This window comes from Cellulosimicrobium sp. EB106-03-01-XG111 (assembly GCF_058792115.1).
In genome coordinates, this window is sequence record NZ_JBYTEQ010000001.1 from 75,069 (window position 1) to 95,322 (window position 20,254).

At 74.9% G+C, this 20,254-nt stretch carries 19 protein-coding genes; 15 read left to right on the plus strand and 4 right to left on the minus strand.

Going from position 1 to position 20,254, the window contains the following annotated elements; genetic code table 11:
- Nucleotides 1–100 precede the first annotated feature (100 nt).
- On the plus strand, nucleotides 101–1,372 hold the full coding sequence (locus tag AC3WT4_RS00345; RefSeq protein ID WP_257418498.1) for an NYN domain-containing protein: 1,272 nt from the start codon (nucleotides 101–103) through the stop codon (nucleotides 1,370–1,372).
- An 82-nt stretch (nucleotides 1,373–1,454) separates the two neighbouring features.
- On the opposite strand, the gene AC3WT4_RS00350 is transcribed toward AC3WT4_RS00345, so the two are convergent.
- Complete coding sequence (locus tag AC3WT4_RS00350; RefSeq protein ID WP_492314377.1) at nucleotides 1,455–2,297, minus strand: alpha/beta fold hydrolase; 843 nt, start codon at nucleotides 2,295–2,297, stop codon at nucleotides 1,455–1,457.
- A 110-nt stretch (nucleotides 2,298–2,407) separates the two neighbouring features.
- Here AC3WT4_RS00350 and AC3WT4_RS00355 point away from each other — a divergent pair, with 110 nt between their 5' ends.
- Together AC3WT4_RS00355 and AC3WT4_RS00360 are read left to right on the plus strand one after the other, a co-directional pair.
- A complete protein-coding gene (locus AC3WT4_RS00355; protein ID WP_074803771.1) occupies nucleotides 2,408–2,977 on the plus strand; it encodes a TetR/AcrR family transcriptional regulator in 570 nt (189 codons plus the stop codon).
- A 238-nt stretch (nucleotides 2,978–3,215) separates the two neighbouring features.
- Nucleotides 3,216–4,532, plus strand: coding sequence for a glycoside hydrolase family 16 protein (locus AC3WT4_RS00360; RefSeq protein WP_074803770.1), 1,317 nt, complete (start codon nucleotides 3,216–3,218; stop codon nucleotides 4,530–4,532).
- 52 nt (nucleotides 4,533–4,584) lie between these two features.
- On the opposite strand, the gene AC3WT4_RS00365 is transcribed toward AC3WT4_RS00360, so the two are convergent.
- Entirely contained in the window at nucleotides 4,585–5,826 is a 1,242-nt protein-coding gene (locus AC3WT4_RS00365) for a cation:proton antiporter (RefSeq protein ID WP_492314378.1), read from the minus strand.
- Nucleotides 5,827–6,057: 231 nt separating this feature from the next.
- Between AC3WT4_RS00365 and AC3WT4_RS00370 the strand changes: the two genes are divergently transcribed.
- The 4 genes from AC3WT4_RS00370 (at nucleotide 6,058) to AC3WT4_RS00385 (ending at nucleotide 11,551) form a co-directional block, all read left to right on the plus strand.
- On the plus strand, nucleotides 6,058–7,434 hold the full coding sequence (locus tag AC3WT4_RS00370; RefSeq protein WP_492314379.1) for an 8-oxoguanine deaminase: 1,377 nt from the start codon (nucleotides 6,058–6,060) through the stop codon (nucleotides 7,432–7,434).
- 119 nt (nucleotides 7,435–7,553) lie between these two features.
- On the plus strand, nucleotides 7,554–9,188 hold the full coding sequence (locus AC3WT4_RS00375; protein ID WP_492314380.1) for a nucleobase:cation symporter-2 family protein: 1,635 nt from the start codon (nucleotides 7,554–7,556) through the stop codon (nucleotides 9,186–9,188).
- 143 nt (nucleotides 9,189–9,331) lie between these two features.
- The gene (locus tag AC3WT4_RS00380) at nucleotides 9,332–10,852 is read left to right on the plus strand and encodes an amino acid permease (RefSeq protein ID WP_492314381.1); all 1,521 of its coding nucleotides are present in this window, start codon (nucleotides 9,332–9,334) and stop codon (nucleotides 10,850–10,852) included.
- Nucleotides 10,853–10,906: 54 nt separating this feature from the next.
- On the plus strand, nucleotides 10,907–11,551 hold the full coding sequence (locus tag AC3WT4_RS00385) for a lysophospholipid acyltransferase family protein (RefSeq protein ID WP_492314382.1): 645 nt from the start codon (nucleotides 10,907–10,909) through the stop codon (nucleotides 11,549–11,551).
- Nucleotides 11,552–11,563: 12 nt separating this feature from the next.
- Here the strand turns inward: AC3WT4_RS00385 and AC3WT4_RS00390 are convergent, their stop codons facing one another.
- Nucleotides 11,564–12,313 (minus strand): ZIP family metal transporter, encoded by a 750-nt coding sequence (locus AC3WT4_RS00390; protein ID WP_257419425.1) that lies wholly within the window; start codon nucleotides 12,311–12,313, stop codon nucleotides 11,564–11,566.
- A 106-nt stretch (nucleotides 12,314–12,419) separates the two neighbouring features.
- Here AC3WT4_RS00390 and AC3WT4_RS00395 point away from each other — a divergent pair, with 106 nt between their 5' ends.
- From AC3WT4_RS00395 to AC3WT4_RS00420, 6 genes are all read left to right on the plus strand, one after another.
- Nucleotides 12,420–13,715 carry a sensor histidine kinase gene (locus AC3WT4_RS00395; protein WP_492314383.1) on the plus strand — a complete coding sequence of 432 codons (1,296 nt, stop codon included), beginning with the start codon at nucleotides 12,420–12,422 and terminating at the stop codon, nucleotides 13,713–13,715.
- Nucleotides 13,716–13,741: 26 nt separating this feature from the next.
- Entirely contained in the window at nucleotides 13,742–14,389 is a 648-nt protein-coding gene (locus tag AC3WT4_RS00400; RefSeq protein WP_400111951.1) for a response regulator, read from the plus strand.
- Between the two features lie 36 nt (nucleotides 14,390–14,425).
- The gene (locus AC3WT4_RS00405; RefSeq protein WP_009864071.1) at nucleotides 14,426–14,872 is read left to right on the plus strand and encodes a DoxX family protein; all 447 of its coding nucleotides are present in this window, start codon (nucleotides 14,426–14,428) and stop codon (nucleotides 14,870–14,872) included.
- Nucleotides 14,873–15,010: 138 nt separating this feature from the next.
- Nucleotides 15,011–16,180, plus strand: coding sequence for a hypothetical protein (locus AC3WT4_RS00410; RefSeq protein ID WP_492314384.1), 1,170 nt, complete (start codon nucleotides 15,011–15,013; stop codon nucleotides 16,178–16,180).
- 82 nt (nucleotides 16,181–16,262) lie between these two features.
- Complete coding sequence (locus AC3WT4_RS00415) at nucleotides 16,263–16,679, plus strand: MerR family transcriptional regulator (protein WP_492314385.1); 417 nt, start codon at nucleotides 16,263–16,265, stop codon at nucleotides 16,677–16,679.
- A gap of 33 nt (nucleotides 16,680–16,712) precedes the next feature.
- Nucleotides 16,713–17,657, plus strand: coding sequence for an aldo/keto reductase (locus tag AC3WT4_RS00420; RefSeq protein WP_492314386.1), 945 nt, complete (start codon nucleotides 16,713–16,715; stop codon nucleotides 17,655–17,657).
- Between the two features lie 13 nt (nucleotides 17,658–17,670).
- On the opposite strand, the gene AC3WT4_RS00425 is transcribed toward AC3WT4_RS00420, so the two are convergent.
- Nucleotides 17,671–18,528 carry a hypothetical protein gene (locus AC3WT4_RS00425; protein WP_492314387.1) on the minus strand — a complete coding sequence of 286 codons (858 nt, stop codon included), beginning with the start codon at nucleotides 18,526–18,528 and terminating at the stop codon, nucleotides 17,671–17,673.
- Nucleotides 18,529–18,817: 289 nt separating this feature from the next.
- Here AC3WT4_RS00425 and AC3WT4_RS00430 point away from each other — a divergent pair, with 289 nt between their 5' ends.
- Together AC3WT4_RS00430 and AC3WT4_RS00435 are read left to right on the plus strand one after the other, a co-directional pair.
- Nucleotides 18,818–18,982: a hypothetical protein gene (locus tag AC3WT4_RS00430; protein WP_167405684.1), complete on the plus strand. Its 165-nt coding sequence runs from the start codon at nucleotides 18,818–18,820 to the stop codon at nucleotides 18,980–18,982.
- Complete coding sequence (locus AC3WT4_RS00435; protein ID WP_257418861.1) at nucleotides 18,982–20,208, plus strand: YeiH family protein; 1,227 nt, start codon at nucleotides 18,982–18,984, stop codon at nucleotides 20,206–20,208. Before AC3WT4_RS00430 ends, AC3WT4_RS00435 begins: the two co-directional genes overlap by 1 nt.
- Nucleotides 20,209–20,254 lie beyond the last annotated feature (46 nt).

A 20,254-nucleotide genomic window follows, 5' to 3' on the forward strand; every position in this document is an offset into this window, starting at 1 on the left:
AGCTCTTCCGGCCGGCTCGTGCGTCACGTGCGCAGGCGCGTGACGCACGACGCCGGCGCTCGAGGGCGCGGCGCCGTGGTCTGCGCCTAGGCTGGCGGGCATGGACACCGAGGAGCGCCTGGCCGTCTTCATCGACTACGAGAACCTCGCGCTCGGGGCGCGCGAGCACCTGGGCGGCATGACGTTCGACTTCGGCCCGATCGCCGACGCGCTCGCCGTGCGCGGGCGCGTCGTCGTGCGGCGGGCGTACGCGGACTGGTCGTACTTCGACGAGGACCGTCGCTCGCTCACGCGGCACCAGGTCGAGCTCATCGAGATGCCCCAGCGCATGGGGGCGTCCCGCAAGAACGCCGCCGACATCAAGATGGTGGTCGACGCGATCGAGATGGCGTTCGAGCGCGACTACATCTCGACGTTCGTCATGTGCACCGGGGACAGCGACTTCTCCCCGCTCGTCCACAAGCTGCGCGAGCTGAACAAGCGCGTGATCGGTGTGGGCGTCGAGAAGTCGACGTCGCGCCTCCTGCCGCCCGCGTGCGACGAGTTCCTCTTCTACGACCGGCTCGAGGGCGTCGACGTGCCCGACGAGCCGGAGCCCCGCTCGGTCCGCGGCGCGCGCGCCGGGGCGACGTCGGGCGGTGCGAAGACGAAGCGCACCGGCGGCCGCACGTCCGGGCGCCGCAAGGCGACCGAGATCGCCGAGCCGGAGGTCGAGACGCCCGCGGCGGCGGCGCTCGCTGAGCTGGGCGAGGCCGTCGGGCGCTCGTCGCGGCGGGGCGAGCCCGTCGTGACCGAGAACGCCGAGGTCGACGGCGAGACGACGCCCGTCGAGCAGCCGGCCGACGAGCCCGCGCTCGTCGCGACGACCGCCGAGGCCGACGACGAGGCGCCGTCGGGCGAGGACCTCCCGATGGAGGTGCGCGTCGCGCAGACGCTGGCCGACCTCGAGGCGTCCACGAGCGGCCCGGTCACGGCGTCGGTGCTCAAGCGCACGCTGCTGCGCAAGGACCCGACGTTCAGCGAGGCGGACTACGGGTTCCGCAACTTCGGCGAGTTCCTGCGGTTCCTCGCCGACCGGAGCTTCATCGAGCTCGCGCCCGGCCCCGCGACGGGCGACCCGGAGGTGTCGCTGCCCGCGCAGGGCGACACGGACCAGGCGTTCGCGCTCGTGCGCGACGTGGTCCGCGAGGAGGGCGGCTCGACGGTCCTGTCCGGGCTGAAGAACGCGATCCGCAAGAAGCGCCCCGACTTCAGCGAGAAGGCGCTCGGGTACCGCGGGTTCCTGCAGTTCTGCAAGGCGGCGCAGGCCGCCGGCGCCGTCGACCTCGCGTGGGACGACGACGCCGACGACTACCGCGTGACGGTCGCCTGACGCTCCCGCCCGGCCGGGGTGCCGGGCGCCGGGGATCACCCCGGCGCCCGGACGCGGCGCCCGGACCTGCCGTCCGGCGTGGTCAGCGGCCGACGAAGGCGAGCAGCGCCTCGTTGACCTCGGCCGCGTGCGTGACGAGCAGGCCGTGGGGGGCGCCCTCGACCTCGACGTACTCGGCGTCCGGCACGAGCTGGCGGAAGCGGCGCCCGGTCGCGTCGATCGGCAGGATGTTGTCCTTCGTGCCGTGCAGGATCAGGGTCGGCTTGCCGGCGGCGCGGACGGCCTCGACGTCGGCCCGGAAGTCCTCGATCCAGGTCGGCACGACCGCGTACGCGGCGACGGGCGCGGAGCTGATCGCGGTGATCCAGCTCGCGTGCACGGCGTCCTCGCTGATGCGGGTCCCGAGGTTCTCGTCGAGGTTGTAGAAGTCCTTGTAGAACTGCGTGTACCAGGCGTAGCGGTCGGAGCGCGCGGCCTCGACGATGCCGTCGAACACGGACTGCGGGACGCCCTCCGGGTTGTCGTCGCGCTGGACGAGGAAGGGCTCGAGCGAGGCGAGGAACGCGAGCTTGGCGACGCGCTCGTGGCCGTGGTTCTTCACGTAGCGGGCGAGCTCGCCGGTGCCCATGGAGAAGCCGACGAGGATCACGTCGCGCAGGTCGAGCGTCTCGAGGACGGTGTCGAGGTCGGCCGCGAACGTGTCGTAGTCGTAGCCGCTGCCGACCTTGCTCGACGCGCCGAACCCGCGGCGGTCGTACGTGATGACGCGGTGGCCGGCGTCGAGCAGCTCGCGCTTCTGCAGCTCCCAGCTGTGGCCGTCGAGGGGGTAGCCGTGGATGAGGACGACCGGCTGCCCGGCGCCCTGGTCCTCGTAGTAGAGCTCGATGTCGGTGGAGTTCTCCTGCCCGACGGTGATGTACCCCATGGTCGTGCCCCTTTCGCGAGGTCGGGAGAACGGTCGTTCTCTCGTTGGTCGCTACACTAGAGAACGATGGTTCTCCGCGCAAGCGGTACGACGTGAACAGGAGATGAGCGATGCTCGACGACGCGAGCGCCCGCGCGGCCGTGGTGGCCGCGGCCGACCGGCTGTTCTACGCCCAGGGCGTGCAGGCCGTCGGGATGGACGCCGTCCGTGCGGAGGCCGGGGTGTCGCTCAAGCGCATCTACTCGCTCTTCCCGTCCAAGGACGACCTCGTCGTGGCCGTGCTGCGCCAGCGCACCCGCCGGTGGGACGACGGGATCGCCCAGGCTGCCGCCGGAGCCGCCACGCCCCGGGAGCGGCTGCTCGCCGTGTTCGACTTCCTCGACGCGTGGTTCCGCGAGGACGGCTTCCGCGGGTGCGCGTTCATCAACTCGTTCGGCGAGCTCGGCGCGACGTCGCCCGGGGTCGCCGCCGCGGTGCGCGAGCACAAGGAGTCGTTCCAGCAGTACGCGCGCGACGTCGTGCGCGAGGCGGGGCTGCCCGACGACGTCGCGCTCCAGGTCGTGCTGCTCGCCGAGGGGGCGCAGACGACGGCGGCCATCACGCAGGACCTCGACGTCGCGCGCCAGGCGCGCCGGGCGGCCGAGGCGATCCTCGACGCGGCGGTCCCCGCGACCGCCTGACGCCCCGGGCGCTTCCACCGGCGGCGGGCGCCGGGCCCCGTGCGCGGGGGTCGCGGGAGAGAAGATGGGAGCGATCCCACGACACGCCGAGAGAGCGCTTGCTGGGCGTGTTCGCGCCACCGTAGGGTCACGGACGGAGGGCCGAGGAACGGCCCCCGCCCGGTGCAGAGTCGCGCCGAGAGCATGTCCCGCACCGTGGCGAGACGCAGGCGGCACCGCCGCCGGACCTGGAGGAACGATGGACCTCGCACGTCACCGCTCCCTGACCCCGCCCCGCACCCTGGCCGGGCGCCGACCACGCGCCCGGCGGCGCCTCGCGGGTGCGCTCGTCGCCGCGCTCACGGCCGCCGCGGCAGCGCTCGCCGTCACCGTGCCCGCGACGTCGGCCGCCGCCGCGCCCGGCGACCTCCTGTGGTCCGACGAGTTCGACGGCGCGGCGGGCTCGGCGCCGAACCCGGCCGTCTGGAACCACGAGACCGGCGCGCACGGGTGGGGCAACGCCGAGCTCCAGAACTACACGGCCTCGCGCGCCAACTCCGCGCTCGACGGCCAGGGCAACCTCGTCATCACCGCGCGCCGCGAGGGCGACGGGTCGTACACGTCGGCGCGCATGACGACCCAGGGGAAGTACCAGCCGCAGTACGGGCGCATCGAGGCGCGGATCCAGATCCCGCGCGGCCAGGGGATCTGGCCGGCGTTCTGGATGCTCGGCGGGAGCTTCCCCGGCACGCCGTGGCCGTCGTCGGGCGAGATCGACATCATGGAGAACGTCGGGTTCGAGCCGCACCGCGTGCACGGCACGGTGCACGGCCCCGGGTACTCCGGTGGCTCCGGCATCACGGGCATGTACCAGCACCCGCAGGGCTGGTCGTTCGCGGACACGTTCCACACGTTCGCGGTCGACTGGAAGCCGGGGGAGATCACCTGGTTCGTCGACGGCCAGCAGTTCCACCGGGTGACGCGCGCGAGCGTCGGCGCGAACGCCTGGGTGTTCGACCAGCCGTTCTTCCTCATCCTCAACGTCGCGGTCGGCGGGCAGTGGCCCGGCTACCCCGACGGCACGACCCAGCTCCCGCAGCAGATGAAGGTCGACTACGTGCGCGTCTACGACAACGGCTCGGGCTCGTCGAACCCGGGGAACCCCGGGAACCCCGGGACCGGCCTGCCGACGGGCACCGGCCCGGTGCGCGCCGCGAACGGCATGTGCGTCGACGTCCCGTGGGCGGACCCGACCGACGGCAACCCGGTGCAGATCGTCACGTGCAGCGGCAACGCCGCACAGACCTGGACGCGCGGCTCCGACGGGACCGTCCGTGCGCTCGGGAAGTGCCTCGACGTGCGCGACGGCTCGACGACGCGCGGCGCCGCCGTGCAGGTCTGGACGTGCAACGGGACGGGCGCGCAGAAGTGGGCGTACGACGCGGGGAGCAAGGCGCTGCGCAACCCGCAGTCCGGGCTCTGCCTCGACGCCACGGGCGGCGCACCCCTGCACGACGGCCAGCGGCTCCAGACCTGGACGTGCAACGGCACCACGGCCCAGCAGTGGACGCTGTGACACCGGGCTGACCTGGCGACCGGCCGCGCGGGCGGGGCACCCCGAGGGTGCGTCACCCGCGCGCGGTCGCCGCGTCGTCGGGCGGATCGACGCGCGGGCTCGGCTCGCCCTGCTCGCCCGGTCCGGGCGGGCGGCCGCCCGGCTCGCGCGGCCCGAGCCGGCTCGCGACCATCGGCAGCACGATCACCGACAGCACGCCCGCGCCGACGAGCGCCGCCCCGACCTGCGACGTCATGGCGCCCTGCTCGACCGCGATCTCCGTGAGCGCGACGAGCAGCGGCAGCGCGGTCGCCGCGTAGAGCGCGGTCTGGACGCGCTCGACCGACGGCAGCTCGCGCCGGAACCACAGGAGCACCGGCCCGCCCCGCACGACCACCATGAGCGCGAAGAACGTCAGCGGCAGCAGCGGGGACGCGACGATGGAGTCGATGTCCAGGCCCATGCCGGAGCTCACGAAGAACACCGGCACGAACACGCCCCACGCGACCGCGTCGAGCTTCTTCTCCAGCGCCTCGACGTCGCCGGGCGCCCAGCGCCGCAGCACCATGCCGCCGACGAACGCGCCGAGCACCGCGTCGAACCCGAGGCCCGCGGCGAGCGCGAGCAGCACGACGAGCAGCAGCACCGTGAGGCGCAGCGTGCTCTGGCCGGTCCCGTGCTCCGCCGCGCTGAAGAGGCGGTCGCCACCGAGGGCCTTGAAGCGCCCCAGCCGGCCGGGCAGCGCCGACAGCGCGACCGCGACGACGGCGAACAGGGCGAGCAGGATCGCCGCGACCCCGCTCTCGCGCGTCCCGAGCAGCACGGCCATGGCGACGATCGGGCCGAGCTCGCCCACCGCACCGACCACGAGCACAGCGCGGCCGAGCCGCGAGCCGAGCTGACCGCCGTCACGCAGGATCGGGAGCACCACGCCGAGCGCCGTCGTCGTCAGCGCGATCGCCCCCGCCGCGACGGCGTGCGGCGAGTCGTGACGCACGATCAGGAGGACGAGCACGGCGCCGACGACGAGGGACGTCAGCCACGCGGCTCCGGCCCGCCGGCCGACGCGCTCGCGCAGGAGGCTCGGCTCGAGCTCGTACCCGGCCAGCAGGAAGAGGAAGCCCATGCCGAGGTCCGAGAGGAGCGTGACGTCGTCGGGCGTCGCGAGATCGAGAGCGGCGGGCCCGATGAGGATGCCGCCCAGCAGCAGCACGACGACCTGCGGGACGCGCGACCGCACGGGCATGAGGCCCGTGAGCAGCGGCGCCAGCAGGGCGACGACGAACACCGGCACGAGCGGGGCGTAGACGTTCACGGTCGGCTCCCGGGTTCGGCGGCGGCGGCGAGCACCAGGATGGCGCAGCGGTCGAGGTCGCGCGCGGGAAGCCCCGCGGGCGGGGCACGCCTTGACGACGGTCGCGGCCCGGCCTAGCGTCGGCCGGGCCGCGTGACGCGCGGCACCTGGATCGGCAGACAGGACCACTGAGCCGGCGCACCGTGGCGCCGGAGCCGCGCCCCGGTGAGCGACGAGCCACCAGGAGGCACCATGACCAGCACCGACGCAGCGACCCGGACGTGGGTCCGCGACCCGCTCGGCGTGTTCACCGCCGACGACACCCCGGACGCCCCGGACGCGCGCGGCGGCCTCGTCGTCGAGGGCGGGGTGATCGTCGAGCTCGTCGCGGCCGGCGCGCAGCCGTCCGCTTCCGTCGACGAGACGTTCGACGCGTCGCAGCACGTGCTCACGCCGGGCCTGATCAACACGCACCACCACTTCTACCAGACGCTCACGCGGGCCTGGGGGCCGGTCGCCGACGCCCCGCTCTTCCCCTGGTTGCAGCGCCTGTACCCGGTCTGGGCGCGCCTCACGCCGCGCGACCACGAGCTCGCGACGACCGTCGCCCTCGCCGAGCTGCTGCTCTCCGGCTGCACGACGGCGGCCGACCACCACTACGTGTTCCCCGCCGGCCTCGACGACGCGATCGACCTCCAGGTCGCGGCGGTCCGGCGGCTCGGGATGCGCGCCACGCTCACGCGCGGGTCCATGACGCTCGGCCAGGACGACGGCGGCCTGCCGCCGCAGTCGGTCGTCCAGGACCTCGACACGATCCTCGCGGACTCGCGGCGGCTCGTGGACACGTACCACGAGCGGGGTGCCGGGGCGCAGGTGCAGATCGCCTTCGCGCCCTGCTCGCCGTTCTCCGTGACGACCGACGCGATGCGCGAGAGCGCGGCGCTCGCGGAGGAGCTCGACGTCCGCCTGCACACGCACCTCGCCGAGACGGTCGACGAGGAGGACTTCTGCCGCGAACGCTTCGGGATGCGCACGGTCGACTACCTCGAGTCCGTCGGCTGGCTCACGGACCGCGCCTGGCTCGGCCACGGCATCCACCTCGACGACGACGAGGTGCGCCGCCTCGGGGCGGCGGGGACCGGCGTCGCGCACTGCCCGACGTCGAACATGCGCCTCGCGTCCGGCATCGCCCGGGCCGTGGAGCTGGAGGACGCGGGCGCGCCCGTCGGGCTCGGGGTCGACGGCTCGGCGTCGAACGACGCCTCGACGATGATCCTCGAGGCGCGCCAGGCGCTCTACCTTCAGCGTCTCAGGTACGGCGCGGACATCCCCGTGACGCGCGCGCTCGGCTGGGGCACGCGCGGGTCGGCGCGCGTGCTGGGCCGGGACGACGTCGGCGTCCTCGCGGTCGGCAAGCAGGCCGACCTGGCGCTGTGGCGGCTCGACGAGCTGCGCTTCTCCGGCGCCCACGACCCGGTCGCCGCGCTCCTGCTGTGCGGCGCCGACCGCGCGGACCGGGTCATGGTGGGCGGCGCGTGGCGCGTCGTCGACGGCGCGATCCCCGGGCTCGACCTCGGTGCCCTGGCGGCGGAGCACTCGGCGGCGGCGCGCCGCCTCGTCGCGGGCTGAGCCGGCCCCCTGGCCGCGGACGAGTTGTCGTGGGGGACTTGACACAGGTCACACTTGGCGTTCGAATAGTGGAAGTAGTTTTCCGCCAAGCGGAACGATAGCTGACGAGGAGGTCCGCTATGAACGCGCGAGCCACGAGGGCCACGGACGGCGCCGAACGGCGTCCGGTACGCCCTGAGGACGAGCGGCTGCCCATCGGGTCGACGTTCGGATACGGGTTCCAGCACGTGCTCACGATGTACGGCGGCATCATCGCCCCGCCGCTCATCGTGGGGAGCGCCGCGGGCCTGACCGGTGCCGAGATCGGGACGCTCGTCGCGGCGTCCCTCTTCATCGGCGGCCTCGCGACGATCCTGCAGACGGTGGGCATCCCCTTCTTCGGGTCCCAGCTGCCGCTGGTCCAGGGCGTGTCCTTCGCGGGCGTCTCCACGATGGTCGCGATCGTCAACGGCGGGGGAGGGATCCCGGGCGTCCTGGGCGCGGTGCTCGTCGCCTCCGTGATCGGCCTGCTCATCACGCCGTTCTTCGCGCAGATCATCCGGTTCTTCCCACCCGTGGTCACGGGCGTCGTCATCACGACGATCGGCCTCACGCTCATGCCCGTCGCGGCGAACTGGGCGATGGGCGGCAACGCGAGCGCGCCCGACTACGGCTCGGTGAGCAACATCGGCCTCGCCGCCCTGACGTTCGCGATCGTCATCCTGCTGTCCAAGGTCGGCAGCGGCACGATCTCGCGCCTGTCGATCCTCATCGCGATCGTCGTCGGGACGCTCATCGCCCTCGCGCTCGGCAAGGCCGACTTCTCCGGCGTGGGCGACGGCCCCGTCGCCGCGTTCCCGTCGTTCCTCGGCTTCGGGGCGCCGACGTTCGAGATCGCCGCGATCATCTCCATGCTCATCGTCATCCTCGTGACCCTCACCGAGACGACGGCCGACATCATCGCCGTCGGCGAGATCGTCGGCACCAAGGTGAACCGCAAGCGCATCGCCGACGGCCTCCGGGCCGACATGGCGTCGTCCATCGTGTCGCCGTTCTTCGGGTCCTTCACGCAGTCGGCGTTCGCGCAGAACGTCGGTCTCGTCGCCATCACGGGCGTGAAGTCGAGGTTCGTCGTGGGGGCGGGCGGAGCGATCCTCGTGATCCTCGGCCTGCTGCCGGTCCTCGGCCGCGTCGTCGCCGCGGTGCCGACGCCGGTCCTCGGCGGTGCGGGCGTCGTCCTGTTCGGCTCGGTCGCGGCGTCGGGCATCCGCACGCTCGCCAAGGTCGACTACTCGCGCCCGATGAACCTCATCATCGTCGCGGCGTCGATCTCGTTCGGGATGATCCCCATCGCCAAGCCCGACTTCTACGACCAGTTCCCCACGTGGTTCGGGATCATCTTCCACTCGGGCATCAGCTCGGCCGCGGTCATGGCGATCCTGCTCAACCTGCTCTTCAACCACCTGAAGTTCGGCACGCCGCCCGACCCGTCCGTGTTCGCGGCCGGGGCGGAGCACGGCGCGAACGCCGTGGACGACGAGGACCTGGAGGACCTCCAGGACGACGGCGTCCTCAACGGCTCGACGCGCCGCCCGGTCGCCGTCGACGCCGCCGCGCCGTCCCCCGAGGCCGCAGCGCCCGACGGCGACGGACGGCAGACCGGCACCGGCACCGGTGCGGGCGACCGCGCCGACGACCCGGCCGCGCCGGGCGACGGCGCCGCCGCGCCGCGCCAGCACGCCGTCGCCCCGCTCCCGCGGACCGCGACCCCGTAGCGCGGCACAGCGTCGTGCCCGACGCCGCCCCGCACCCCGCGCGTCCCCTCGCGCCGGGTGCGGGGCGTCGTCGCGCCCGGGCCGTGTAGCGTCGTGGGTCGGCGTCGAGCACGGCGTCCCGACCCCGACCGCAGGACCGCACCATGAGCACCCCCACGCCCGAACGCCCGGCACCGTCCGCGAGCGGGGCACCGGCCGAGACCCGGCCGTCCACGACCGGACCGACCGGCGACGCGACCGTCGACAGCGGCGCCGACCCGAGCGCCGACCCCGGCGCCGACCACCTGGGCAGCGGGCTGCGCACACGGCACCTCACGATGATGGGCCTCGGCTCCGCGATCGGCGCCGGGCTGTTCCTCGGCTCCGGCGTCGGGATCGCGACTGCCGGCCCGGCCGTGCTCGTGTCGTACGCGATCGCGGGCGTCGTCGTCATCCTCGTGATGCGGATGCTCGCCGAGATGGCGAGCGCGCGCCCCGCGAGCGGGTCGTTCTCCGTCTACGCGGAGGAGGCCCTCGGGCCGTGGGCCGGGTTCCTGCTCGGCTGGCTGTACTGGTTCATGCTCGTCATGGTGCTCGGCGCCGAGATCACCGGGGCCGCACGCATCGTCACCGGCTGGTACCCGGACGTGCCGCAGTGGGGCGTCGCGCTCGCCGTGGTCGTCGTCTTCGCGGTGATCAACCTGTGGGGCGTGCGGCAGTTCGGCGAGCTCGAGTTCTGGTTCGCGTTCGTCAAGGTCGCCGCGATCGTCGGGTTCCTCGTGGTGGGCGTGCTGCTCGTGCTCGGGCTGCTGCCCGGGACGGAGCCGGTCGGCACGTCGAACCTGCTGGGCCAGGGCGGCTTCGCCCCCGAGGGGTGGGGCGGCATCGCGGCGGGCCTGCTCGTCGTCGTCTTCGCGTTCGGCGGCATCGAGATCGTCACGATCGCCGCGGCCGAGGCGCGCGAGCCGCGCACCGCCGTCGCGCGCGCGACGCGCAGCATCGTGTGGCGGATCCTCGTGTTCTACCTGGGCTCGGTCGCGATCATGGTGCTCGTGCTCCCGTGGGACTCGCCGCTGCTCGCCGAGAGCCCGTTCGTCGCGGTGCTCGACCTCGCTGGGCTCCCGGGCGCGGCCCGCGTCATGGAGGTCGTCGTCGTGGTCGCGCTGCTCTCGGCGTTCAACGCGAACGTGTACGGCACGTCGCGCATGGCGTACTCGCTGGCCGGACGGGGCGACGGTCCGCGCGCGCTGCGGTGCGTGTCGCGGCGCGACGTGCCCTGGGTGTCGGTGCTCGTCTCCGTCTTCTTCGCGCTCGTCGCGGTCGGGCTGAACTGGCTCCTGCCGGAGGCGCTGCTGGGCATCCTGCTCAACGCCGTGGGCGCCGCGCTGCTCGTCGTGTGGGTCCTCGTCGCCGTGTCGCAGCTGCGGCTCCGCCGGCGGATCGAGTCGCAGGCCCGCGCGTCGGGCGAGCCGATGACGCTCCGCATGTGGGGCTTCCCGTGGCTCACGTGGGCCGTGCTCGTGGGTCTGGCGGCGCTCGCCGTCCTCATGCTGACCGACGCCGCCGCGCGCGCCCAGCTCGTGTCCACCGCGGGGCTCGTGGCCGTGATCCTCGCCGTGTACCTCGTCACACGGCGGGGCCGGGCGCGGCGCGGTGCGGCGGTGGGGGCGCGCGCCGACGGGTGAGCGGTCGTCCACGGCGTGCACGGACGTGCGCCCCGGACGGTGCACAATGAACGGATGACCTATCGCGTCCTGAGGCTCATCCTGTCGCTGCTCGCCTACGCGCTGCTGCGACCCCAGGTGACAGGACGCAACAACATCCCGCGCCACGGTGCGGTGATCCTCGCGAGCAACCACCTGTCGTTCATCGACTCGCTGCTCATCCCGATCGTCGCGCCGCGGCACGTGACGTTCCTCGCCAAGGCCGAGTACTTCACGGGCCGCGGGATCAAGGGCCGCCTGTCGCGGTGGTTCTTCACGACGATCGGCATGATCCCCGTCCAGCGGGACGACCCGCGCGCGGGGCAGCGCTCGCTCGAGGACGCGCTCGAGGTGCTCCAGCGCGGCGGCGCGTTCGGGATCTACCCCGAGGGCACGCGCTCCCGCGACGGCAAGCTGCACCCGGGCCGCACGGGCGTCGCGTGGCTCGCGCTCGCGGGGCACGCGCCCGTCGTCCCCGTCGCCGTGCGCGGCACGGACAAGGTCCAGCCGGTCGGCAAGCGGATCCCGCGCCTGCACCGCGTCGAGGTGCACTTCGGCAAGCCCATCGACCCGCAGCGCCAGATCACGGCCGGGACCAAGCCCGCGCAGGCGCGGCGCGAGCTCACGGACCAGGTCATGGCGTCGATCCACCGCATGAGCGGCCAGGACCTCGCGGCCTGACGGCCGCCCGGGTCACCCGCCGATCGAGCTCAGCCCGAACGCCGTCGCGAACCCGAGCACGGTGACGAGCCCGGTGACCGGGCCGCCGAACTCCGTCGCCTCGGGGATCATCGTGTCGACGAGCATGGTGAGCAGCGCCCCCGCGGCGAACGCCTGCGTGACGGCGACGACGGCGGGCGACGCGCCGTCGAGCGCGACGTAGCCGATCCCGGCCGCGAGCGCCGAGACGAGCGTCGTCGACCCCCACAGCACCCACAGCCGCGACGGCTTCGTGCCGGCCTTGAGCAGCCCGGCCGTCGCGGACATCGCCTCGGGCAGGTTGGACACGAAGACGGCGGCGAGCATCGCGACGCTCACCCCGCCGCCCCCGATGAGCGTCGCGCCGAGGACGACGGACTCGGGGATGCCGTCGAGCACGGTGCCGAGCGCGATCGCCGCGCCGCCGGTCCCGCCGGCGGCCTGGACGGCCTCCTTCTGCACGCCGGTGGACCGCTTGCGGCCCTCGCCGCCCATCCGGTCGATGATCCGGTCGCCGACGAAGAACGTCAGCGCCCCGCCGGCGAGGCCCGCGAGCAGGACGAGACCGCTCGCGCGGGTCGACGCGTCCTCCACGAGGTCGTAGGCGACCGCGCTGATGAGCACGCCCGAGCCGAAGGCCATGACGAGCCCGACGAGCCGCTGGCCCGGCGGGCGCCAGAAGACGAGCGCCGCCCCGAGGAGCAGCGACGACGCCCCGACGAGGCCCCACCAGAACCCGATCACGCTCCCATTGGACCAGCGGGCGTGCCGGGGCGCGCGGCGTCGCGCACGTCGCGGTTCCCCCGTCGAGGGGATGTGCTGGGCGTGCGGCGCGGTGAGACTGGGGGCCATGACGACCGACGCGCGCCCGCCGCGAGGGTGGGGAAGGGCGCTCGCCCCGCTGCGCAGCACGGCCACCGTGCGCGCCGGGGTGCTCCTCGTGGTCGGCGGCGTCGTCGCCGGGGCGTACGCGGCGCTCGTCGCGGGGTTCGTGCAGATGTTCGCGTCCCTCCAGACGCCGCGGGTCGCGACGGTCGTCCTGGCGCTCGTGACGGCGGTCCTCGCGAGCACGCCCCCGTTCCTCGCGCCCGTGCGGACGCTCGAGATCGCGGCGGCGCGGACGTTCCTCGACGTCGACGTGCCGCTCCCCGCGGCCGGCGCCGCCCCGCCGGGGGCGGCGACGCGCTGGCGCGCCGCGGCCTGGTACGCGCTGCACCTGGCACTCGGGGCGGCGGTCGTGGTCGTGGTGCTGTTCGGTGTCCCGGTCGCGACGCAGCTCGTGCTGTCCGCGACGGGCGTCGAGCCGGTGCTGCTCGCGGACTGGCGACCGTGGGAGGCGCTGCCCGCGTGGACGTGGCTGCTCACCGCGGTGCTCGTGCTGCTCGCCGTCCCGTACGTCGTGGCGCTCGCGCGCGCCGTGCTGCGCCAGGCGGCCCTGCCGCTGCTCGGCCCGGACCAGACGGAGCAGATCGCGGAGCTCGAGGCGGCCGCGGACCGTGCGGCCGAGCGGGGCCGGCTCGCGCGCGAGCTGCACGACTCGGTGGGTCACGCGCTGACCGTCACGACGCTCCAGGCCGCGGCGGCCGCGCGCCTGCTCGACACCGACCCGCCCGCGGCCCGCCGCGCCCTCGCCGCGATCGAGGAGACGGGTCGCAGCGCGATGGCGGACCTCGACCACGTGCTCGGCCTCCTGCGTGCCGAGGTGCCGGGCGCGCCGCCCCGCGGCCCGGCCCGCACGCTCGCCGACCTCGACGCCCTGCTCGACGACGCGCGCGGCACGGGCGCCGACGTGCGGCTCGCGCGCGACGGCACCGGGCCGCCCGACGTCCCGCGCGCCGTGTCGCAGGAGGCGTACCGCGTCGTGCAGGAGGCGCTGACCAACGCGCTGCGGCACGCGCCCGGCGAGCCCGTCGCCGTCGCGGTGGCACCCGGGCCCGGCGGCGCGCTGGTCGTGGAGGTGCGCAACCCGCTCGGGGCGGGCGCGCGGCGTCGGGCACCCGACGGCGACGCGCGCGAGCACCGCGGCCTCGCGGGCATGCGCGAGCGGGCCCACCTGCTGCGCGGGGAGGTGACGGCCGGTCCCGCGCCCGACGGCGGCGCCTGGGTCGTGCGCGCGACGTTCCCGCGCGCGGGGTCGTCGCGATGAGCGTGAGCCCTGCCAGGATCGGTCCCGTGACGGAGACGGTCCGCGTGGTGCTCGTCGACGACGAGCCGCTCGTGCGCGCGGGGCTGCGCGTGATCCTCGACGCGGAGCCCGACCTGGAGGTCGTCGGCGAGGCGGGGGATGGCGCGGAGGCGCCGGGCGTCGTCGCGCGGGCGCGGCCCGACGTCGTGCTGATGGACGTGCGGATGCCGCGCGTCGACGGGATCGCGGCGACGCGGGCGCTGCTCGCGCGGGACGGCGCCCCGCGCGTCCTCGTGCTCACGACCTTCGAGAACGACGACCACGTGCTCGACGCGCTCCGGGCCGGGGCGCACGGGTTCCTGCTCAAGCGCGCGCGTCCGGAGGAGGTCGCGCAGGCGGTGCGCGTCGTCGCGCGCGGCGAGTCGCTGCTCTTCCCCGACGCCGTGCGGCGCCTCGCGACGGCGCACCCGCCCACGGGCGACGCGCTGCGCGGCGCGCGCCTGACCGAGCGGGAGGGGGAGGTGCTGCGGCTGGTCGCGCAGGGGCTGTCGAACGCGGAGATCGCGGCCGAGCTCTACCTCGGCGTCGAGACCGTGCGCACGCACGTGGGCAACGTCCTCGCCAAGCTCGGCGTCCGGGACCGCACGCAGGCCGTGGTGCGGGCGTACGAGTCGGGGTTCGTGCGGGCGGGCTGACGCGCGCGCCGACCGCCCCGGTGCGACGATCGCGCCATGGACCTCTCCGTGCTCACCCGCCCCGCCCCGCCCGTGCCGCCCGTCGCGACGGTCGCGCGCGTCGCGCTGGGGCTCGCCCTGGTCGGGGCCGGGATCAGCCACCTCACGGTCGCGCGCGAGGAGTTCCAGGCGCAGGTCCCGTCCTGGTTCCCCGTGGACGACGACGTGACGGTGCTCGCGTCCGGCGCCGTCGAGATCGCGCTCGGCGGGTCGCTCGTCGTGCTGTCCCGGTGGCGCGTCGCCGTCGGGCTCGTCGCCGCCGCGTTCTTCGTGGTGATCTTCCCGGGCAACGTCGGGCAGTGGCTCGAGCACCAGGACGGGTTCGGCCTCGACACCGACGCCAAGCGGTTCGGGCGCCTGTTCTTCCAGCCCGTGCTCGTGGCGTGGGCGCTGTGGTCCACGGGCGCCCTCCGGGCGCTGCGTCGCGCGCGCCCGCGCGACTGATCCTCGCTCCCGGAGCCGGTCGGGCCCGGGCCGGGTCGCTGCCGGACAGGTCGCGGCGGAGCGCGGTCACCCGCGCGGGGGAGCGGGGTCGCCGTGCCGGGGGATCCGCGGCCGGGCGGGGTCCGGGAGCGTCGAGGCATGAGCACCTCGACACCGCACCCGCCCCTGTCCGACCCCACCCCCGCACCCACGCCGTCGGCCGGCGACCACCGACCGTCCACCCGCGGCGGACCACCCGCCCGTCCCGAGCGTCCCTCCCGAGGCCGCTGGGTCGCCCCCGCCGCGGCCGCGTGGTGGACCCTCGGCGGCGTCGCCGCGCTCGTCGTCACGCTGACCGGCGGCACGCTCGCGGTCGGCGCCGCGAACGACCTGTCGTTCGGTGCCCTGAGCGGCGTCCCGGGCGCGACCCTCACGCCGTGGGTCGCGGTCCTCGCGCTCGTCGGCGCGGCCACCGCGCTGCGCGCGTGGCTCGGAGCCCGGCGCGGTCCCGTCGCCCGGGCCGACCGCGCGCTGACCGTCGCGGCGACCGCCGTCGTCGCGGCCGGGGTGCTCGCCCTCACCGACGCGTCGATCCTGGCGCGGCTCGGGTACCTGCCGGTCACGCTCGTCATGGCGCCGTTCGACCCCGTGATCCGCGCGGCGTTCGAGGACTTCCTCGGCGCCGGGCCGCTCACGCAGCTCGCGCTCCTCGGCGGCGGCGCCCTGCTCGTCGCGTCGACGTGGCGGTTCGTGCGCCACGGGTCCGGGGCGTGCGCGTCCTGCGGGCGCCGCCACGACGGGCACGACCCGGCGTGGACCCAGCCCGCCGCCGCGGCGCGCTGGGGCCGGACCGCCGCGCTCGTCGCCGCCGCGATCCCCGCCTTCTACGCGGTGACGCGCATCGCCTGGGTGCTCGGCATCCCGCTCGGCTTCTCGCCCGACGACGTCGCGCAGCTCGCCGGGGACGACGGCTGGGTCGCGGCGCTCGGGCTGGGCGGCTTCGCGCTCGTCGGCGCCGTGCTCACGCTCGGCCTGTTCCAGCGCTGGGGCGAGGTCTTCCCGCGCTGGACGGTGGGGCTCGCGGGCCGCCGCGTGCCCGTCGCGCTCGCGGTCGTCCCCGCGACGGTCGTCGCGGTCGCGGTGCTCCCCGCGGGGCTCTCGCTCATCGTCCTCGGGTTCGGCGAGAGCCGGCTGGCCCTCGCCGCGGACTCGTGGGGCGCCGTCGGGCCGACGCTCCTGTGGCCGGTGTGGTCGCTCGCGCTCGGCGCCGCGACCTACGCCTACTGGCTCCGCCGCCGTGGCACGTGCCGGGTGTGCGGGCGCGGGTGAGCCCGGGCCCGGCATTGACCTGGGGCGCGCACCAGGACCCAGAATCAGGGTCGGGTACCGATCGTGCAGAGAGAGGCTCCTCATGTCCGACACGCTCACACCGCAGGCGGCCGCCGCCCGAGCCGGCGTCAGCCTCGACACGCTCCGCTACTACGAGCGTGAGGGACTCATCGGGCCGATCGCCCGGACGACCGGCGGGCACCGGGCCTACGACGGCGACGACCTGTTCTGGATCGGGCTGGTGACGTGCCTGCGGGACGCCGGGCTGGGGATCGCCGAGCTGCGCGAGTTCACCTCGCTCCTGCGCCGCGAGGGGAGCCCCGCCGACCGCGTCGCGTTCCTCAAGGGCCATCGGCGGGAGCTCCGCGAGCGCAGGGCGCGGATCGACCTCGCGCTCGGCGTGCTGGACGACAAGATCGCGTACTACCGCGAGCAGTCGCGAGAGAGCCCGGGCCCGAGCGTCGAAGGGGAGCCGGCCGAGCCGTCGAGCACCTCTTGACCTGGAGCGCGCTCCAGCATCGAGCATCGGGGCATGACCGCACAGATGAACGCTCCTCAGATCGTCCTCGGGACCATGGACCACGGCACGCGCGTGGAGCAGTCCACCGCGTTCCGGCTGCTCGACCGCTTCGTCGAGGCAGGCGGCCACTGGCTCGACACCGCGAACTGCTACGCCTTCTGGACCGACCCGAGCGGGCTGGGCGGCGCCAGCGAGCGCGTGCTCGGCGCCTGGCTGCGGGCGAACCCGGGGGTGCGCTCCGCCGTCGGGCTCGCCACCAAGGTCCGTCAGGACCCGCTGGTCGCGCACGCGTGGCCCGAGAGCGCGGAGGGCCTCTCCGCGTCCGCCGTCCGGGCGGGCCTCGACGGGAGCCTCGACCGCCTCGGCGTCGACCACGTCGACCTGCTGTGGGCGCACGCGGAGGACCGGACGGTCGACCTCGGCGAGACGGTCGCCGCCTTCGGGGACGCCGTGGCCGAGGGTCGCGCGAGCCGCATCGGCGCGGCCAACCACGCGTCGTGGCGGGTGCAGCAGGCACGCGACCTCGCGCGTCGGCAGGGCGTGGCCGAGTGGTCGGCGCTGCAGCTCCGGCACTCCCTCGTGCAGCCCCGCCCGGGCACGACCGTCCCGGAGGCGGGCCACAAGCTCCTGACCCCGGACGACCTCGACCACGCCCGCACGGAAGGGCTCGACCTGTGGTGCTACACGCCCCTGATGATGGGCGGGTACACCCGTGCGGACCGCCCGTTCTCCGCGGGCTACGCCCACCCGGGGACCGAGCGGGTGCTCCGCGTGCTCGACGAGGTCGCCCGGGAGACCGGGGCGACGCCGAACCAGGTCGTCCTGGCCTGGCTCATGAGCCAGGGGATCTCGCCCATCGTCGGGGCGAGCAGGATCGAGCAGGTCGACGAGGCGATGGCCGCGCGCGACGTCACGCTGTCGCCGAGCCAGCTGGACCGCTTCGCCGACGCCCGCTGACCGCTCGGCGGGGCTACTGCGGCTCGACGGGGCCGTCCTGGCCGGCCACGAGGTCGCCGCAGCTCGTCTCCTGCGCCGTCGTCACGACCGGGTCGTCCGCGGCGGCGTCCCGGGCGACCGTCTCCTCCTCGCCGTTCGTCGCGACCTTCGCGCCCGTGTCGAGGTCGACGAAGGTGCGCGACACCGTGAAGGAGGAGCCGTCGTCGGACACGGCGTCCAGGCCCGCGAGGCGGAGCGTGCCGTCGACCTCGGTGCAGCCGACACCCGTGCCGAAGCCCGTGAAGCCCTTGTCGAACGTGTAGGGCTCGTCCTGCGCGTTCTGCGTCGGCGTGAGGGCGCAGTCGGCGGCCGAGAGCAGCAGGACCTCGCGGCCGGTGTCGACGAGCGCGATCGGCGCGGTCCCGTCGCCCGCCGCGACGAGCTGGACGATCGCGCTCGCGGGCTGCGGGCTCGCCGACTCGACGGGCGCGGAGAACGTGGCGCCCGACGCCGTCGTGATGCCGAACGTGCGGTCCGCGCCGCCCGTGAGCCACGCGGTGTCGGGGCGGCCGTCGCCGTCGACGTCGACGATCTCGTGCGTGCCCGCCCCCGCGGGGACGCCGTCGCCGGCGGCGGGGCACCCCTCGGCGGCAGGGGTCGAGGCGCCGTCGGTGGGGGACGCCGCGTCGGTGGGGGACGGGCTCGCGGGAGCGCTGGTCGACGGCGCGGGCGTCTCGACGGCGGGGCCGTCGTCCGTCGGGCGGTTGACCAGCCACACGACGAGCGCGATCACCAGCACCGCCACGACCGTGGCGACGATCCACGGCCACGTGCGGCGCGTCGGTGCGGGTTCGGGGTCGGGCGTGGGGAAGGGGTCTCCGGGCGTGGTCATGTCCCCAGGCAACCACCACGCGCGGGGGACGGCACCCCGGACGCGTCACGTTGCGTCACGTTCGCCCGAGATGCGAGAACCCGCTTCCGGTCGACCGCCCGGCCCGAGGACCATGTCGCCATGACCGCCACCCGACCTCCCGCCGAGCGCGCCCCGCGCCCCGGCGTGCTGTGTCGACGGGGCGACGGACCCCGACACGTCGCGAGGTAGGCCGCGCTCTCGTGGCCGTCGCGCGGCCGTCCGTCGCCCCGGACCGCCGACCCCGCCGACTCCCTGCGACAGGACCACCATGAGCGAGCACGAGACCCCCGGCGCCGCGCGCGTCGAGCCACCCGTCACCATCGAGACCGTCCGCCGCGTCCACCTCTCCGAGGACTGGCTCGCGACCGGCGTCGGGCTCCTGATCGTCGCCCTCGGCCTCCTCGGCCTGATCCCCGAAGGGCTGGTGCCGTGATGAGCGCTCCCACCCCGCCCTCCGCGCCGAGCACCGCGCCGATCACCCCGCCGACCGGCGGGGCCACCACGGACCCGGCGACGGCACCCGAGGGGCGCGGCCCGACGTCGGGCACGCGCCTGGAGGAGTCCGTCGTCCAGGACGGGCGCAACCCCGGCGCGGGCTACGTCGTCGCCGGGGTCGTCGTCCTCCTCGGGCTGGCGTGGTCGGTCCGCTACCTGGAGCAGCACGTGCCCGACTGGCTGGCGGGCACGCCGCTGTCCGGTATCGCCAAGGCGGTCGAGTACCCGGTGTACGCGATCGCCCTCGGCCTGCTCGGCAACCTCGTGCTCACCGTGCTCGGGCTGCGTGACCGGCTCTCCGCCGCGTTCCGCACCGAGCTCTTCATCAAGACCGGGCTCGTCCTGCTCGGCGCGACGGTGAACCTGGCGCTCATCGTGTCCGCGGCGGGCCCGGCGATCGCCCAGGCCTTCCTCCTCATCACGCTCGTGTTCGGGTTCACGTGGTGGCTCGGCGGTCGGCTCGGGATCGAGGACAGGCTCCGGGCGCTGCTCGCGTCCGCGGTGTCGATCTGCGGGGTGAGCGCCGCGATCAGCGCGGCCGGCGCGGTGCAGGCGAAGAAGGAGCAGCTCGCGTACACGGCGAGCGTCGTCATCCTCTTCGCGCTCCCGTCGATCTTCGTCCTGCCGGCGCTGGCCGAGTCGCTCGGCCTCAGCCCCGCCGTCGCGGGCGCCTGGATCGGGGGCAACATCGACACGACGGCGGCCGTCACCGCGGCGGGCGCCCTCGCGGGGGACGAGGCGCTCCAGGTCGCGGCCATCGTCAAGGCGACCCAGAACGCGCTCATCGGCGTCGTCGCCGTCGCCCTCACCGCGTACTTCGCCTTCAAGGTCGAGCGGACGCCCGGAGCCTCGGCCCCGCGCGTGCGCGAGCTGTGGACGCGGTTCCCGAAGTTCGTGCTCGGCTTCCTCGCCGCCTCCGTCGCCGCCACGGTGTACGTCGGCGCCGTGGGCGCCGACGCGTCGGCGGACCAGATCGCGGTCCTCAAGTCGCTGAGCACCGTGTTCTTCATCGTCGCGTTCGTCTCGATCGGCCTCGAGCTCAAGGTCACGGCCGTGCGCGAGGCGGGCTGGAAGCCGCTCGTCGTGTTCGGGTCCGCGACGGTGTTCAACCTCGTGGTCGGGCTCGCCCTCGCGAGCGTCCTGTTCGCGAACCTGGAGGTCTGACGCGCCAGCCCTGACGCGCGAGGTAGAGGCGTGGTCCTCGGACCGT